Here is a 15,226-nt window from a genome sequence, read left to right on the forward strand (position 1 = left end):
TTATCCGCCTCCTTCGATTGAGAATAATGCTTTCGTGATGTGACGGATGTTTTGACGCTCTCCAGATAAGACGATCGTATCACCGGCTTCAAGGCGTGTATCCGGTCCTGGATTGAGCGATTTTGAACGGTCATGCTTGAGCACCGCAATGATTGAAATATCGTAATGGTTACGGACATCGAGTTCACCGATCGTTCGATTGTTGACCTTTGAATCCTGACCGACTTTGAACCATTCAATGACGAGATCATCAAACGCGAGTTCAATTTTTTCGAGATCCTTCGGCTTATAGGATAATCCTCCGAGAATTCCTGCCATCTGACGGGCTTCTGCGTCATTGAACGTCACGCTCGAGATGCTCTCATCAAAATCATCGTCATCGTAGTGATGCATCTCGCGTCGTCCATCATCATGGACGATGACGACCACCTTATCTCCTCGTGTCGTGATGCCTTCGAACTTCCGTCCGATTCCTGGTAAATCTACTTCTCGCATATCCATCTGTTATTTCCTCCTTTTTTTGGTTTACAAATGATGATTTGCTTTGTGGATGAGTGTCTTGAACGTCTCATCGCTCAATATATCTTGAAGGTCATGCAGCTGTTTCAAATCCGCTTTCGCCATGATGACAAACCCGTCCTCCTCAATGAATGCCACGCGATCTCCTTCCTCCACTTGCAAGGCCTGCCGAATTTTTTTGGGGATGGTGATCTGTCCTTTTGACGTTAACTTTGATAGCTCCATCACGAACTTCCTTCTTTCTGTGTTTTTCTTGTATTCCTTACTTCCTTACTTTTCTTATTTCCAGTGTAACACAGTTCTAAACTTATTCCGAGTGTTTTGCTTTGAATTAAAAAATTCTCTGCATTCAAAAATGAATGCAGAGAATTGTATATATCTATTCACTTTTTATTTTTGGTTTAATTAAATCTTCGACGATTTTTATTAATCGATCCTTAAAATCTTCAATTTCGTAAACGTGATTTATTTTATTTCAAATATTCGGTTCATCTCTAAGAGTAATGTACTTATTATTTACAGAATTTAAATGAAGACGACAAATCCATTTTCTATTACTATCATCTATTAGGATATTAAAATAACTGGCATTATCACGATAAAAAATTCTATTTTTATCAATTGCAGATCCTAATAAAACCTTTACTGTGGCATATCCTTCAATTTCTTCTTGAGTAGTTTCAATTGATTTAGGAATAGGAATGTCATTTTGAATTTCAGTTGTTTCATGATTCTCCACATTTCTTTCCATTGAATCTATTGTTGATTCTTGTTCGCCTGAAATCACATTTTTAAGTTTTTCATTCAAACTTTCATTTATAAACTGGTTGAAGGACTTTTGAACAATAGGTCTAAATTTATCAATTACTGCTTGAGTTTTAATTCCTTGATACGAATCTTGTATTAACATTTTAATAAAATCATCACTTGGAGTTTCTGAAATGGTTTTTAACTGATCTTTTATAGCATTTAAGTATTTAAGTTCTTCAGCAGTAGAAAGAATTGTATCAACATTAAATTCTTGTTTCTTAAACTTTTGAAGTTCTTTTATATCACTATCCTTTATTGTGGATAGTGTGATTTCAAAAAACGGGACTGAATCCATAACATTTGGTGTTTCTAAATCTGCATAAAACCTATAAACATCTCCGTTAGTTAGTATCGCAAATTTTGCGTTTGTAGTACCAAAATATCTAAATAATTGAGAATCATGTTTTGTTAAGCGTTCTTTTATGGACTTTGCCTCAATTAAGATTGTCGGTATTCCTTGATTCATGATTGCATAATCTACTTTTTCTCCTTTTTTAATTCCAACATCCGCAATATATTCTGGTGTGAACTCGGCAGGATTAAAGACATCATATCCAAGCATTTGAAAAAAAGGCATAATTAGAGCAGTCTTGGTAGCTTCTTCAGTAGAGATTGAATCTTTCATTTGATTTATTCTTTGTGAAATATTTCGAATTTCCAATGCGAAGTTTTCCATTTGTTCCACCCCTTATAAATATTAGTTGTATTAATTATACACTATTATAAATACTTATCCTTTTAAAAGATAAAATAACCATTATTTCCTTTCAATATAATCTTCTCGTATGATCGCATAAATCTTTAAATCCCAGAAACGCTCTTTAACGAATAAAGCACTCCGCGAGATTCCTTCAAACGTCATGCCGATCTTTTCCATGACTCGAGCTGATCCATCATTCGCAACAAAACAACGGGCTTGAATGCGCTCGAGTCCGAGTGTCTCAAAACCGTACTGTACGAGACGCGCTGCTGCTTCCGGCATCAAACCCTTCCCCCAGTAATCGCGCGACAGCGCATAACCGAGTTCTGCTTGCTGTTGCTCAAACGAGACTTTGATGAAATCAATCGTCCCGATGACTCGTCCGCTCGTTTTTTCTTCGATTGCCCAAGGTGCCGGATTTCCTTTTTCGTATTGGCGAAGGATATGTTCGACGAATTGCTCAGAGTCCGTGAGGCTTTTATGCGCATGCCAGCTGACATATCGCGCCGTCTCTTCATCTTTCGTATAGGCATAGATATCTGCTGCATCTTCTATGCGAACCGGTCGCAAACGGAGTCGCTCCGTTTCAAGTACAGGCAAAGCTTGAAATAAATCGATGGTCGTTAACATGATCGAACCCTTCTTCCTTTGATTTTTTCCAAGTATACCCACTCTTCCATAAAAAGTATAGAGATATACGAAAACGTTATCAGAATTTTCTGGTATACTATTGGAAAATGATGTAAGAAAGGATGCTGTCATGTCTTCTCGGGAACGAACGCTCTTAAGTGCACTCGGTATTTCACAGTTTGGTGACTTCATTTATCTCGTTGCGATCAACGTTTACATCTATCGCTTGACCGGCTCAGCGTCAGCCGTTGCTGCGCTTTGGATCATCAGTCCGGTCATCGCTCTCGTCATCAAGTCGTTCGCAGGAAGTTGGGTCGACCGATCCGACTTACGTCGACTGTTGATTCAAACTGATTTGTTGCGTGCTTTCTTAATCGGTATCATGCCATTTCTACCATTATCGTTGCTTTACATCGACTTGATCGCCTTAGCTATCATCAAAGCGGTCGTCGAACCGGCAACGTTGACCTACATCACGACGCTTGTTCCACAAAACGATCGGACGTCATTTAATGCCTATCGTAGTCTGATCACGTCTGGTGCCTTTTTGATCGGTCCGGCTCTCGCTGGAGGACTGCTCTATGTTGCTTCTGCCGACGTTGCCATTTGGCTCAACGCTGTCTCGTTCCTCGGATCAGCTGTCCTGCTGATGCGCTTGCCGCGTTTTACTGCTTCGGTCGAACAAGGGATGCGGCTGCAAGACATTATATCCGATTGGCGGCTTGTCTATCAGTTCAGCAAAAGTGCACGCTACGTGACGGGATTGTATATCCTCGCGATGCTGATGATGATCGCGACACTTGCACTTGATACGCAAGAAGTCGTCTTTTTACAACGAAGCATCGGGTTATCGGAAACCGACTATGGTTTACTGATGAGCCTGACTGGGATTGGTTCCGTCGCCGGCAGCTGGGTCGTCGCCCGCTACGCTAAAACGCTCTCGATTAGGACGATGCTGACGATCGGCTATGTATTTGTCGCTGTCGGTTACATGCTGTATGCGAATGCGAATTCGTTTTCGATCGTCTGTACTGGTTTCTTGTTGCTCGGTAGTTTTCACGCATTTGCGGGAACCGGTTTCTTGACGTTCCAACAGACGAATATTCCACTCCACTTAATGGGACGCTTTACGAGTCTATACGGTGTCGGCGTCAGTCTGCTACAGATTCTAGCGATCGTCGCGATCGGTCTGCTCGGTGACATCTGGTCGATTCGTTTCAGTACGATTCTATTTGCCGGTCTCCTCGTGATCGTGACGATCTGTTTCCTTGGATTGGTTCTCCTCCCGCGCAAGCAACAGTATTTCGCAACGAACGAGATCAACGAAGAACGACATGCCTAAAAAAACAGGGAACCCCGTCAACGCGGTGTTCCCTGTTTGAGTTGCAATTCTAACCGTTCTTTCATTACTTCAACGTGTGCGACGAGCGGAAAAGTTCCGTCTTGTAGTTGTTTTTGCAGTTGTTTTGCTTCCGCTAAAGCGAGCGCGTATTCCGCTTCTGAGACGTCCCCTTGCTCCCGTGCTGCTTCCAGTTCGTCCACATCGACTAACAAGACTTCTCCCGATGGCAAAACGATCAGATCGAGAAACAGATCCTCCCAGTAAATACGTCCGTCTTCCACTCCAGTACGAAGACAGATATCGATATAGTTTTGTACCAACTGACCTGTGGCGTCATACATCTAGGTCACGGCATGATGAGCCTCCCTTGGGAATTGTTGTACCCAGACGTAACCAGCGTCAGCGATTCGAATCGTTTCGTCACCATAACGGACGTCTAACGGTGAAGTGACTTCAATCAGTTGAAGGAGTGTCACATGTCCGTTGAACACTTCGTTTTCTACTTGTTCATGACCATAGTGTCGTTGTGTGATGCGACGCCAGTCACGTCGATCGGCATAGTGTTTTTTGATCATTTACCGGTCCTCCGTTTTTTCCTTAGTGTGCCATACCCCACTTCTTTTTCATTCTAATTCTTTAAAAAAAGAGGCAACGGATTTTTTCCGTTGCCCCTTACTTCATCATTTTGCCGTCTCTGAACCGTGTAACGCAGCACCATTCGTCTCGATGACGTGACGGTACCAATCGAACGAATCTTTTTTCATCCGTTTCATCGATCCATTGCCTTCGTTATCCCGGTCGACATAGATCATGCCGTATCGTTTTTTCATCTCTCCTGTCGTAAAGGAGACGATGTCGATGACGCCCCACGGCGTGTAGCCGATCAATTCGACGCCATCTTCGAGCACGGCTGCTTTGAACGCTTCGATATGCGCACGCAAGTAATCGATCCGCGCTGTATCATGAATCTGACCATCCTCGATCGTATCAATCGCACCGAAACCGTTCTCGACGATGAACAACGGAATCTGATAGCGGTCGTACAGACGGTTCATCGCATACCGGAGTCCAACCGGATCAATCGCCCATCCCCAGTCACTCGACTGGATGTATGGGTTCTCAACACCATTCGCAAGACCACCGTTGACGATGTTACCTGTGTTATTGACGACAGCATCATGTTTGACGGTCGTCGACATGTAGTAACTGAATCCGAGATAATCGACCGTTCCGTTTCGTAAGATTTCTGCGTCACCTTCTAGGATCGGAATGTCATACCCTTCCCGTTTGAACTCATTTAACGCGTAAGACGGATAATAGCCGCGGACTTGAACGTCTGGGAAGAAGTAACGCTGACGCATCGATGTCTCAGCAAGCAGAATGTCTTCCGGGTGCGACGAGTACGGATAGATCGGTACATGGGAAACCATCGCTCCGATCTCGAAGTCCGGGTTGATCGCTTTCCCTTTCGCGACAGCTAGTGCACTCGCGAGTAACTCATGATGCCCCGTTTGATACATGACTTCCATCGCGTTCTCTTTCGGATCAAGTAGGACACCAGAATTCGTCCAAAGGAACAACGGATTGCTGACGTCCATCTTGTTGTTGATCTCATTGAACGTCATCCAGTACTTAACCTTGTCTTTGTAACGCGTGAAACAGACTTCCGCGAATTTTTCGAAGAACAGCGCTACTTTCCGGTTGCGGAATCCACCGTATTCACGTGCGAGGTGGAGTGGCATCTCAAAGTGCGACAGTGTGATGATCGGTTCGATGCCGTATTTCAGTAATTCGTCGAAAACGTCATCATAAAACTTCAGTCCTTCTTCGTTCGGTTCCGCCTCGTCTCCGTTCGGGAAAATCCGACTCCACCCGATTGACGTCCGGAGACATTTCAGTCCCATCTCAGCGAACAGGGCGATGTCCTCTTTATAACGGTGATAAAAATCAATCGCCTCGTGATTCGGATAGAATTCATTCTCCTCTACCTGATCCGTGATGCGTCGTGCAACGCCGTGTGCTCCTGCCGTCAATACATCAACGACGCTCGGTCCTTTTCCGCCAGCATTCCAGCCACCTTCGAATTGATGCGCCGCTAACGCACCGCCCCATAGGAAATCATTTGGTAATGTCTTCATCTTCATGTCCTCCTTCTTTTCTCTTACTTGATGATCGTCAAGATTTCTGTATTTGCCGTCGTGACTGTCTCGTCCGTCGGTAGGATTTGTGCATAACTCTGCGTGTTCGTGATAATGATTAGTGTGATCGTCTCGAGTCCATGCGTCTCAATCGCTGTCGCATCAAACGTTACGAGGAGATCACCTGTCGTCACCGTATCACCTTCTTGGACGTGAAGCGTAAACGGTTTACCGTCGAGCGTTACGGTCTCAAGTCCGACATGGATCAAAACTTCGACACCACTCGTCGAGCGTAATCCAATCGCGTGACCTGACGGGGCGACCATGACGACGGTCCCGTCAAACGGTGCCGTGACCCGGTTGTTCGTCGGACGAATCGCTACCCCTTGTCCCATCGCACCGGAAGCAAAGACAGGATCCGGTACATCCGATAAGGCAACGATTTTTCCTTCAAGTGGTGCACGAAGCGTCTCTTCATTTGTCAGAGTTGCGCTGACTTCCTGTTTTGCAACTGGTGTCGCTGTACTTGCAGGTGCTACGACCGGAGCAGCCTGCTCCCCGAAGCCGAACACTTGAATCAAGACGATCGGTAGAATCAAGGCAATCGCCGTTCCGATCAATAAGCCGATGATCGACGATGGATAGTCGGAGTCGATACCGTTGACAAGCGTCAATGGTCCCGGTAATCCGGCGTAGGCAAAGTAATATGGTTTAAAGAAACTCGCCGTGACAGCGCCGATTGCTCCCGAGATACAGCCATAGATGAACGGTTTCTTAAAGCGGAGCGTCACCCCATAGATAGCCGGTTCCGTGATACCGAAGATACCTGTCAGTCCGGCTGAGACCCCGACTTTTTTCGTTTCTTTGTTGCGTGCTTTCAAGATGACTCCGATGACGGCACCGATTTGAGCGATGACGGCAATCGTTTGGTAGGCCTGGAACGAGTCGCGACCATATTGTTCGAAGTTCGCAAGCACCATCGGCGTGACACCCCAGTGGACACCGAAGATGACGATGACTTGCCAAAAGCCACCGATGATGAGACCAGCAACCGCAGGAGCATTCTCTGCTAAGTAGTTATACCCGTTTGCAATCCCTTCTGCACCCAATGTCGTGATCGGTCCGATCAAGAGAATCGTAAGCGGCACCATCAACACCATGCTGAAGAACGGGACGAACAAAGGACGGACGACTTCATGAATTGTCTTGTTCAGGAATCGCTCGACATAAGACAGGATCCAGACGAGGAATAATGGCGGTAAGACCGATGACGTATACGTCGTCCCGGATAATGCGATTCCTAAAAACGTGATGGATTCACCAGCCGTGATGCGTGCTGCGATATCTGCCCATGTTGGACTGACAAGTGCCGCACTACAGGCGACCGCGATGAAGGCATTGACCTTAAAATGATTCGCTGCCGTGATGGCAATGAAAATCGGCAAAAACGTAAACGGTGCCCATGAAATGAAGCTGAAGACTTCGTAAGTACCTGTCTTCGCAAATGCTGGAAAAGCGAGCGTCGTCAAAATCAAAATTCCCTGCAGAATCCCCGCTGCAGCTAAGATGTAGACAAACGGTGCAAAGACGGCTGACATCGTCGCAATGATTCGGTTGAGGACCGTCCCTTTCGGCGCCTCTTCCGTTTCCGATTGTTCCAAATCGACGAGCTTCAAAAATTCGTGATGAACTTCCCCGACGTGTTGACCAATGACGACTTGAAATTGCCCACCAGACTCAACGACCGTAATGACGCCAGGTAGTGCACTGACTGTTTCCTTAGCTGACGAATCCGATCGTTTCAAGACGAGACGAAGTCGTGTGGCACATCGGACGGCGCTGATGACGTTGTCTTCTCCCCCGACAGCTTCTAAAATCGAATGCGCCAATTGTTGATAATCGCGAACCTTGCCCATATCGTGTACCTCCCCTGAATATGACGCTTGAATACCCTTTCATTTTAATTGTACATTCACAATTAATCAATACATAAATAATTAAATTTAACATGTTATTAATCAACAGAAGGCTTATGCTATACTAAAGAAAGAAAAAGTTCGCAAGAAAAGAAGGTGTCCTATGCTGAAATACCAACAGACGGCCGATGAAATCGAACGGTACATAGAACAACATGAGTTGAAACAAGGGGACAAACTACCGATTCTCGAAGAGTTGATCCGGCAGTTCGCCGTCAGTAAGACGACGATGACAAAATCACTTGAGTTACTCGAACGAAAAGGGGTTATCTTTCAAGTCCGTGGAAGCGGGATTTTTGTCCGGAAGACGAATCGCACCGGCTACATTCGCCTGTTCTCGACCCAAGGATTCAAGCAGAATCTCGTCGGTCATACGATCGAGTCGACCGTTCTCGCACTCGAACCAATCGCTGCAACCGATAATATCGCGAAAAATCTCGGGATCGAGGCAGGTGAGACAGTTTATTACGTCAAGCGAATCCGCTACATCGACAGCAAGATCCTCTGTCTCGAAGAGTCTTACTATCGCCAATCAATCGTTCCGTACTTAAATCGTGAAATCGTCGAGCAGTCGATCTTCGAATACTTAGAGACGGCACTCCAATTGAATATCGGGTTCTCGGATATGTATATGCACGTCGGGAAGTTAAGCGCTGAGTCGGCTCATCATCTGGATCTCACCGAGGGCGATCCTGGATTGACGATCGAGACGGTGTTTCATTTGACGAACGGTCGTCCGTTCGACTATTCCGTCATCACCTATCATTATGAACACTCGCATTTCGTCGTTCAGGCGAACGGACTATATCTTTAACAAATGAAAAAAGTAAAAAAGCGAAGTCTGATGATCGTCTTCATTTTACTGAAGACGTTCCATCGGATTTCGCTTTTTCTTTTAAGAAACTAATTAAAATTAATATACAAAACGGATAAATCGCTAAAACGGCAATCAATAATAAGCCAAGGACTGGGCTCGGAAAATCAGTAGGGTACGTGACTGGGAACCACTGACTCAGAGCATACGACATGAAGACGAAATACGGTATCCAACTAAAGGAAAACGACCAAGTAATTCGACCTCGAACTATTATCCCCTGCATCAGACGAATAGGCGTAAAAAATAGGATCATACACACCGTGATTAATAGAAAATCCATTAGATAAAAAACTGGTATGATGTTCCCGTTATGCGGATAATACGTTCGATGTTCAATGTCATCTCAACAGGAAGAAAGAGAATCAAGGCGAAAAACAGACTCCATCCGTTCCATTTTATAAATAATCGCATCCTTTAAATACCTATCTCTTCTTTACTAGAATTTTCGATATACAGTTCCCCATCAAATGTCGTCAAGGCAATCACTTTCCCGTCTTTTTCATACCACGCCGTTGCGCCTTCACGATCGAGTTCTTTCCAATCGGCTTGGCGAATCCGAGTCCCATAGAGTAAACCCGGTCCGTCAGTTTCCGAGACTAGACGGGTTTTGATTTTCCACTCGCCTTGTTTTTCAACTGCCGTAGCAAATCGCGGCACCGGAAAACCGGATACTTTTGATTCTTGAAATCCAGCATACCAACTACCGATGACTACAATGAGCCCAAGACATACAATGGCGATCCATTTCTTCTTCATAAGTATTCTCCTTTTACTTTCCATCTTCATTTTAAAATTACCAAAAAATAGTTTAATTTCCCTCATCCTAAAGGCGGATTACTGATTTTTTAGTTGTGAAAACATATGAAAATTGTTTCGAATTTATGAAAACATCCAAAAAAATTTCAATTTTTTTCATAAAAAATGCACACCCCTGTTCGTCCTTAGAGTAGCAACGGTTTGACAACTCCCGGCACAGAGCCGTTTTCAGTCGTTTTCAATTGATTAAGCGCATTAGCAACTTGACTTCATTTCCTGCTATGGTACGATACGAACTTATCAAAGGGAGTGAACAGAACTTATGAAATTCAGAAAAGAAAAAGTCAATGTCGTTGACATGCAGCAAACCAAAAAGAGTGTCTACGCGACCGGAATTGGGAATGCGATGGAATGGTTCGATTTTGGTCTTTATTCCTATCTCGCAATCATCATCAGTCAAAACTTCTTTAGCGCTGTTGAAAATGATGAACTGAAGCTCGTCTTTACTTTTGCGACGTTTGCGATCGCTTTTTTAATGCGACCAATCGGCGGAATCGTCTTTGGACGCATCGGAGATCGACTCGGGCGGAAGGTCGTCTTAACAACGACGATCGTCATGATGGCTGGTTCCACGCTCATCATTGGTCTATTACCGACCTACGATCAAATCGGAATTTGGGCACCGATCCTGTTATTGTTAGCCCGGATTTTACAAGGATTCTCGACTGGCGGTGAATATGCCGGCGCAATGGTCTACATCGCTGAGTCATCACCAGATAACAAACGGAGTGCCCTCGGAAGTGGACTTGAAATCGGTACACTCGGTGGATATATTCTCGCCTCATTACTGGCTACAACACTTTTCGTCACCTTATCGGATGATCAAATGGCATCTTGGGGATGGCGGATTCCCTTCATTCTTGGAGCACCACTCGGTTTATTTGGTCTCTATTTACGTCGTCACTTGGATGAATCACCGATCTTCGAAAATGAGATTAATGAAAACACAGAAGAGCCTGCGACATTCCGCGAAATTCTTCGCGACCACAAACGTGATATCATCGTTTGTTTCATCGCTGTTGCCTTCTTCAATATTACGAACTACATGCTCTTGTCCTACATGCCATCGTACCTCGATGAAGTCATCGGCATGTCAAGTTCGACAAGTACGATTCTAATTACTGGGGTCATGGTGATCATGATTCCGCTCGCTTACTTCTTCGGGAAGCTCAGTGATAAAAAAGGGAATCGTAATATCGTCCTTTTCGCGTTAGCCGGACTATCGTTGCTTTCAATCCTGTCGTTCTTCTTGATTGGTCTTAAACCACTCTTTTTCGTCGGAATCGGGATCTTCATCCTCGGCTTCTTCTTGGCGATCTTTGAAGGAACGATGCCAAGTCTTCTACCGAGTATCTTCTATACGGATGTCCGTTATCGGACACTATCGGTGACGTTCAACGTCTCGGTCTCGATCTTCGGTGGAACGACGCCACTCGTTTCGACTTGGCTCGTCCATACGACACAAAATCCGCTTGCTCCTGCTTTCTATCTAACAGCAGTCAGCGTCATCGGATTCGTCACGTTCTTCTTCTTCTTTAAAAATACAGCCGGAAAAGCACTTAAAGGATCGCATCCGACTGTATCGAGTGAAAAAGAAGTCGCATCAATCGCGAAGAAACCAAACGATGCCCTCTGGTGGGCAGAATAATTGCTAGCTATAAGTAAGAGCCGTCTTCCACAGAAGACGGCTCTTTTTAGTAGACAGCACTCAACTCTTTTACGACGCGGTCCGCGACTGCGAGTTCCTGCTCTTGTGCAAAATCGAACTGACAACCGATTGCAGCGAGCCCGTTCGCATGCGCCGCTTTGAAATCAGATAAGCGGTCACCGACAACGTAGCCTGACGAGATATCGTGCATCTTACAAATCTCCCGTACGAGTGCTGATTTATCACCGGAACGAATGTCTTCAATGCTATAGACATGATCGATATACGCTTCAAGTCCATACGTCGTCACGATTGCTGACAAGTAGGATGGCCACCCATTACTGGCGATATAGACGGAGTGACCCGCTTGTTTCAAACGAGCGAGCAACTCGACCGTTCCTGGATATAAGCGACCGTGCCCCGCTTTGACTGCCTGCTCTAAGCTACGTCGAAACTTGTGATCCGCAGCCTGTTGGTCTGTGGCTGAAAAGTCCGTTAGTAACGTCTGCCAGACTTCCGGCAACGAGACGCCCATGATCTGCTGATAGAGGGCGAGTGGGGTTTCCCCCTCCCAGCGCCCCGTTTGACGCAACTCTTGAAAGACCTCTTCTAGCGCATGCGACAGCACGGCATTCGTTTGAAACAACGTTCCATCCATGTCAAAAATGTAGTGTGTCATTCGCTCTCCCCTTTTTGCTCTTGATTTATCATTTGAATCACGGATTCTATCGATCTATCCTCAGCAATTAGACGATCTGTCGGGCGGTGATCCCGATCAATCCACCAGCGTTTCATATCCGTCACAGAAAACTCCGTGGGCTGGCGCATTTCATGGCGACGAACCGTTTCTTCAAATGAGACGTCAAAATAATACGCCGCGTACCGTGAAGTAAAGCGTCGTTCCAACCGGTCAATCATCTCACCGTACCAGTCCTGTGCAAGAATTCCTTCCAGCAGAATCGTCGCGTGGCGTCCGTCAGCAAGTCCGATCAACTCTTCGATCCAGCGAATCGCCGGATTTCCTGGTCCATCTTTTACGTTCAACATCTCCCTGCGGATGACATCTTGCGAGAATAAGATGCTATCCGGTAAGACCGATCGTAACGCTTTTGCAAGCGTGGTTTTTCCACTACCAGAATTCCCACGGATGACGATCAAGCGCGACTTCATGTCGTGAACCAGTCCCCGTTTAAGGCAGCAATGTACCGCTCTGCAGAGCGCGCTACTGCTTCAGACGCACCGGTTTCGATTTTCCGATGAAAGGCGTCATATAATTTTTCAAAGTGAAGCGGACGTAACGTTTCTGCCATTCGCGCGACCGTCTTTGCCGGAAGCGGAATCACATTCGGATAGCTGTACATGAAACTGACCCATGCCCGATCGGCAACGATCCGAATGATGTCTCCTGTCAACAACAGCCCCGCTGATGCGTTTTTTCGTTCACAAATGACTGCTCCTTTGAAGTGACCACCTACGCGATGTAACATCAAATCTTCCGTCAACTCCAAGCGTTCACCACTCCAGAAGACGATGCGCTCGCTTGGTCGCGTCACGAACGACGCATCATCTTCATGAATATAGATCGGCACGTCAAAGGTTTCCGCCCATTCGACTTGTGTCGCGTAATAATGCGGATGTGATAAAGCAATTGCCTGAATTCCGCCAAATTCGTCAAGTTGCTCTTTCGTTGTTGAATCAAGATATGTAATGCAGTCCCATAACAGGTTGAACGATTTTCCTTGGACAAGATATGCCGTCTGACCGATACCGAACGCCGGTGTTGTCTGAATCGCATAGACGCCTGCTCCGTCGTCGCTAATGACGTTTTGATACGTTCCTGATGTTTGCATGGCAGCGAGCGTCGTCCACGTTTGACCCGTTGGATTGACATACTGTCGTTCCTCTAAGCAAATCGGACATGTTTCGCGTTGCGGATTGATTTGTTCAACACCACACGTCGTACAGATGATGGTTTCCATCTCATCATTCCTTTCCAATTCGTAAATGATTTTCCTGATATATCATACCATATTCCATTTATAGGGATTGGAGGAATTAAGAGGCGGTTATCGAAAGGAACATGTATGAAAACAAAGGAGGAGATTCTGATGTCAATTTCGACCCACCTCATTGCGCCCCGCTTGAACGCTGTTTTTTTGCATGTTCAGGATGTGAAACGTGCCGCCGCTTGGTATCACCAGTTACTGCAGCTGCCGTTTGATGCGTCGCGCGTCTCGTCACCTGTCTACAATCTTCCACTAGAGGGTCCAACGAGTTTGACGCTCGATGATCATACGAATGACGCAACGTACCGACATCACCCTTCTCCCCATGCCTTGTTTAATTTTTATACGACGGACATCGATGCATCCTATCAGTTTGTGCGGTCACTACACGCACCCATCATTCGAGACATCGAACGTTTCGATGACTTTGCTTATTTTACGTTTGCGGATCCCGACGGTAACGTCTTGATGCTCTGTACAGGATAAGACAAAAGCAGGTCGAACCACTGATGTGGCTCGACCTGCTTTTGTTTAATAAGACGTTCGATCGTCATTTATGACGCTTTGAAAACGTTCTGTGAACCGATTGATCGCTTCTTCAGTATCAAGAATGCCAGAAAACCAAATCTTTTTGTTCTGTGAAAATGTAAGATGCAGTGAGTCCTGTATCGTGGACTGCACTTCAAGCATCGCAATCGTATCTGACTTCATTAACGTCTTTTGTGATAGAGTGACCAGTTCATTCGTCAACGTTTCGCGTGTATCTTCTGACGTCTTTTCATGAAGAAGATCAACTGTCTTATGAAGTAATACGGCTTTTGAGACACGCGATAGATTCAACTCACGAATTTCGAACATATAGGCGTCCTCATGTTCATGCTGACGCTGGACGACGAATCGTGGAGAATGCACTAGGTGTTGAATGAAATGAACGAACATTTCGATGGTCATTTCGGACATTCCGAAACCCTCCCTTTTACGTGGATCAATGGACGAATGCCTTTAATCCTTTATCTGAATGGACAGTAAGAGTCCTGTATGAAATCAAGCAGGTGAATTGGAAATATCCCCTCCTTCCTGTAAAGTTATACCACAAAAACAAGTACAAAGTGTACATGTTTTTGTTTCAAAATTAAGATTCGAATAGCGTCCGAATCTTGTTTATAGTAACATAAAAGATACTAGTTTTAATCATAATTAACATGATGATCTGATAAAAATCTGCATGACTGGAATATGTACACGGATAAAGAGTCAGAGATCATCTATCCCTCTCTGACTCTCTCTTCAGTCGTTCATCGTCGGCGCGATTAAATCTTGTAACGTGTATGCCTGCAACGCGTCCGTAAAGGACATGAATGCTTGATCGAACGCTTGACGTGTGTTTTGCAAACTACCATTTTTATTGGGAACTGTCACATTTTCAAGATAGGAGACTTCTTCAAATAAATGAACGATTTCTCCTAACGTAATCGTCTCTGGCGATTTCGCTAATTTGAATCCACCATTACGACCTTGTACGGAAATGATGAGACCAAACTTGCTCAATGAATGGACAATCTTCATCAAATGATTTTTAGAAATATCATAATGGGTTGCCACTTCTTGAATTTGTACGAGCCGATTCGGATGCGACGCTGCGAAAATAAGCACACGAATGGCATAGTCCGTAGAGCGAGTCATCTTCATCCATTTCACCTTCTTTTTCTTTCCTTTATATAAACATAGTACAGAAGCTTCCTCCTTTTCACAATCAATAGTATG

Annotated in this window: 18 protein-coding genes; 4 read left to right on the forward strand and 14 right to left on the reverse strand. The window is 45.1% G+C overall.

The window, feature by feature from the left end:
* From L985_RS09505 to L985_RS09520, 4 genes are all read right to left on the reverse strand, one after another.
* Entirely contained in the window at positions 1-501 is a 501-nt protein-coding gene (locus L985_RS09505; RefSeq protein WP_029341865.1) for a cation:proton antiporter regulatory subunit, read from the reverse strand.
* 24 nt (positions 502-525) lie between these two features.
* Positions 526-744 (reverse strand): AbrB/MazE/SpoVT family DNA-binding domain-containing protein, encoded by a 219-nt coding sequence (locus tag L985_RS17205; protein ID WP_023468485.1) that lies wholly within the window; start codon positions 742-744, stop codon positions 526-528.
* Positions 745-994: 250 nt separating this feature from the next.
* Entirely contained in the window at positions 995-2,005 is a 1,011-nt protein-coding gene (locus tag L985_RS09515; RefSeq protein ID WP_335583427.1) for a type I restriction endonuclease, read from the reverse strand.
* An 81-nt stretch (positions 2,006-2,086) separates the two neighbouring features.
* Entirely contained in the window at positions 2,087-2,659 is a 573-nt protein-coding gene (locus tag L985_RS09520) for a GNAT family N-acetyltransferase (RefSeq protein ID WP_047394796.1), read from the reverse strand.
* 130 nt (positions 2,660-2,789) lie between these two features.
* On the opposite strand from L985_RS09520, the gene L985_RS09525 reads away from it, so the two are divergent.
* Positions 2,790-4,001: an MFS transporter gene (locus L985_RS09525; protein WP_029341869.1), complete on the forward strand. Its 1,212-nt coding sequence runs from the start codon at positions 2,790-2,792 to the stop codon at positions 3,999-4,001.
* Positions 4,002-4,018: 17 nt separating this feature from the next.
* Here the strand turns inward: L985_RS09525 and L985_RS16790 are convergent, their stop codons facing one another.
* From L985_RS16790 to L985_RS09540, 4 genes are all read right to left on the reverse strand, one after another.
* A complete protein-coding gene (locus tag L985_RS16790) occupies positions 4,019-4,342 on the reverse strand; it encodes a DUF402 domain-containing protein (protein ID WP_052169478.1) in 324 nt (107 codons plus the stop codon).
* Entirely contained in the window at positions 4,343-4,576 is a 234-nt protein-coding gene (locus L985_RS16795; protein ID WP_052169479.1) for a hypothetical protein, read from the reverse strand.
* A gap of 105 nt (positions 4,577-4,681) precedes the next feature.
* Positions 4,682-6,139 carry a 6-phospho-beta-glucosidase BglA gene (gene bglA, locus L985_RS09535; RefSeq protein WP_047394799.1) on the reverse strand — a complete coding sequence of 486 codons (1,458 nt, stop codon included), beginning with the start codon at positions 6,137-6,139 and terminating at the stop codon, positions 4,682-4,684.
* Between the two features lie 23 nt (positions 6,140-6,162).
* On the reverse strand, positions 6,163-8,055 hold the full coding sequence (locus tag L985_RS09540; RefSeq protein WP_047394803.1) for a beta-glucoside-specific PTS transporter subunit IIABC: 1,893 nt from the start codon (positions 8,053-8,055) through the stop codon (positions 6,163-6,165).
* A 163-nt stretch (positions 8,056-8,218) separates the two neighbouring features.
* On the opposite strand from L985_RS09540, the gene L985_RS09545 reads away from it, so the two are divergent.
* On the forward strand, positions 8,219-8,929 hold the full coding sequence (locus L985_RS09545) for a GntR family transcriptional regulator (protein ID WP_029341873.1): 711 nt from the start codon (positions 8,219-8,221) through the stop codon (positions 8,927-8,929).
* A gap of 477 nt (positions 8,930-9,406) precedes the next feature.
* Here L985_RS09545 and L985_RS09550 read toward each other — a convergent pair whose 3' ends face one another.
* Positions 9,407-9,748 carry a hypothetical protein gene (locus tag L985_RS09550; RefSeq protein WP_029341874.1) on the reverse strand — a complete coding sequence of 114 codons (342 nt, stop codon included), beginning with the start codon at positions 9,746-9,748 and terminating at the stop codon, positions 9,407-9,409.
* Between the two features lie 322 nt (positions 9,749-10,070).
* Between L985_RS09550 and L985_RS09555 the strand changes: the two genes are divergently transcribed.
* Positions 10,071-11,456 carry an MFS transporter gene (locus tag L985_RS09555; protein ID WP_029341875.1) on the forward strand — a complete coding sequence of 462 codons (1,386 nt, stop codon included), beginning with the start codon at positions 10,071-10,073 and terminating at the stop codon, positions 11,454-11,456.
* Between the two features lie 46 nt (positions 11,457-11,502).
* Here the strand turns inward: L985_RS09555 and L985_RS09560 are convergent, their stop codons facing one another.
* Genes L985_RS09560 through L985_RS09570 form a run of 3 tightly spaced genes read right to left on the reverse strand, consistent with a single transcriptional unit; the run spans position 11,503 to position 13,435 of the window.
* Positions 11,503-12,135, reverse strand: coding sequence for an HAD hydrolase-like protein (locus L985_RS09560; RefSeq protein ID WP_047394806.1), 633 nt, complete (start codon positions 12,133-12,135; stop codon positions 11,503-11,505).
* Positions 12,132-12,626 (reverse strand): AAA family ATPase, encoded by a 495-nt coding sequence (locus L985_RS09565; RefSeq protein WP_047394811.1) that lies wholly within the window; start codon positions 12,624-12,626, stop codon positions 12,132-12,134. Before L985_RS09565 ends, L985_RS09560 begins: the two co-directional genes overlap by 4 nt.
* The gene (locus tag L985_RS09570) at positions 12,623-13,435 is read right to left on the reverse strand and encodes an MBL fold metallo-hydrolase (protein ID WP_047394814.1); all 813 of its coding nucleotides are present in this window, start codon (positions 13,433-13,435) and stop codon (positions 12,623-12,625) included. The genes L985_RS09565 and L985_RS09570 overlap by 4 nt, the downstream gene beginning before the upstream one ends.
* Positions 13,436-13,564: 129 nt before the next feature.
* On the opposite strand from L985_RS09570, the gene L985_RS09575 reads away from it, so the two are divergent.
* Entirely contained in the window at positions 13,565-13,948 is a 384-nt protein-coding gene (locus tag L985_RS09575; protein WP_231681718.1) for a VOC family protein, read from the forward strand.
* Positions 13,949-13,993: 45 nt separating this feature from the next.
* Here the strand turns inward: L985_RS09575 and L985_RS09580 are convergent, their stop codons facing one another.
* Together L985_RS09580 and L985_RS09585 are read right to left on the reverse strand one after the other, a co-directional pair.
* Positions 13,994-14,422: a hypothetical protein gene (locus L985_RS09580; RefSeq protein WP_047394817.1), complete on the reverse strand. Its 429-nt coding sequence runs from the start codon at positions 14,420-14,422 to the stop codon at positions 13,994-13,996.
* A 327-nt stretch (positions 14,423-14,749) separates the two neighbouring features.
* The gene (locus tag L985_RS09585) at positions 14,750-15,151 is read right to left on the reverse strand and encodes an RrF2 family transcriptional regulator (protein WP_047394819.1); all 402 of its coding nucleotides are present in this window, start codon (positions 15,149-15,151) and stop codon (positions 14,750-14,752) included.
* Positions 15,152-15,226 lie beyond the last annotated feature (75 nt).

The sequence above is a fragment of the Exiguobacterium sp. ZWU0009 genome (assembly GCF_000798935.2).
GTDB classification, from domain to species: Bacteria; Bacillota; Bacilli; order Exiguobacteriales; family Exiguobacteriaceae; genus Exiguobacterium_A; species Exiguobacterium_A acetylicum.

Bases quoted from the DNA above. Each gene is read 5' to 3' on its own strand.
- L985_RS17205 (WP_023468485.1), bottom strand. From the start codon at position 744: ATGGAGCTATCAAAGTTAACGTCAAAAGGACAGATCACCATCCCCAAA.
- L985_RS09520 (WP_047394796.1), bottom strand. From the start codon at position 2,659: ATGTTAACGACCATCGATTTATTTCAAGCTTTGCCTGTACTTGAAACG.
- L985_RS09505 (WP_029341865.1), bottom strand. From the start codon at position 501: ATGGATATGCGAGAAGTAGATTTACCAGGAATCGGACGGAAGTTCGAA.
- L985_RS09540 (WP_047394803.1), bottom strand. From the start codon at position 8,055: ATGGGCAAGGTTCGCGATTATCAACAATTGGCGCATTCGATTTTAGAA.
- L985_RS09545 (WP_029341873.1), top strand. From the start codon at position 8,219: ATGCTGAAATACCAACAGACGGCCGATGAAATCGAACGGTACATAGAA.
- L985_RS16790 (WP_052169478.1), bottom strand. From the start codon at position 4,342: ATGTATGACGCCACAGGTCAGTTGGTACAAAACTATATCGATATCTGT.
- L985_RS09515 (WP_335583427.1), bottom strand. From the start codon at position 2,005: ATGGAAAACTTCGCATTGGAAATTCGAAATATTTCACAAAGAATAAAT.
- L985_RS09560 (WP_047394806.1), bottom strand. From the start codon at position 12,135: ATGACACACTACATTTTTGACATGGATGGAACGTTGTTTCAAACGAAT.
- L985_RS09550 (WP_029341874.1), bottom strand. From the start codon at position 9,748: ATGAAGAAGAAATGGATCGCCATTGTATGTCTTGGGCTCATTGTAGTC.
- L985_RS09585 (WP_047394819.1), bottom strand. From the start codon at position 15,151: ATGAAGATGACTCGCTCTACGGACTATGCCATTCGTGTGCTTATTTTC.
- L985_RS09580 (WP_047394817.1), bottom strand. From the start codon at position 14,422: ATGTCCGAAATGACCATCGAAATGTTCGTTCATTTCATTCAACACCTA.
- bglA (WP_047394799.1), bottom strand. From the start codon at position 6,139: ATGAAGACATTACCAAATGATTTCCTATGGGGCGGTGCGTTAGCGGCG.
- L985_RS09570 (WP_047394814.1), bottom strand. From the start codon at position 13,435: ATGGAAACCATCATCTGTACGACGTGTGGTGTTGAACAAATCAATCCG.
- L985_RS09575 (WP_231681718.1), top strand. From the start codon at position 13,565: ATGTCAATTTCGACCCACCTCATTGCGCCCCGCTTGAACGCTGTTTTT.
- L985_RS09565 (WP_047394811.1), bottom strand. From the start codon at position 12,626: ATGAAGTCGCGCTTGATCGTCATCCGTGGGAATTCTGGTAGTGGAAAA.
- L985_RS09555 (WP_029341875.1), top strand. From the start codon at position 10,071: ATGAAATTCAGAAAAGAAAAAGTCAATGTCGTTGACATGCAGCAAACC.
- L985_RS09525 (WP_029341869.1), top strand. From the start codon at position 2,790: ATGTCTTCTCGGGAACGAACGCTCTTAAGTGCACTCGGTATTTCACAG.
- L985_RS16795 (WP_052169479.1), bottom strand. From the start codon at position 4,576: ATGATCAAAAAACACTATGCCGATCGACGTGACTGGCGTCGCATCACA.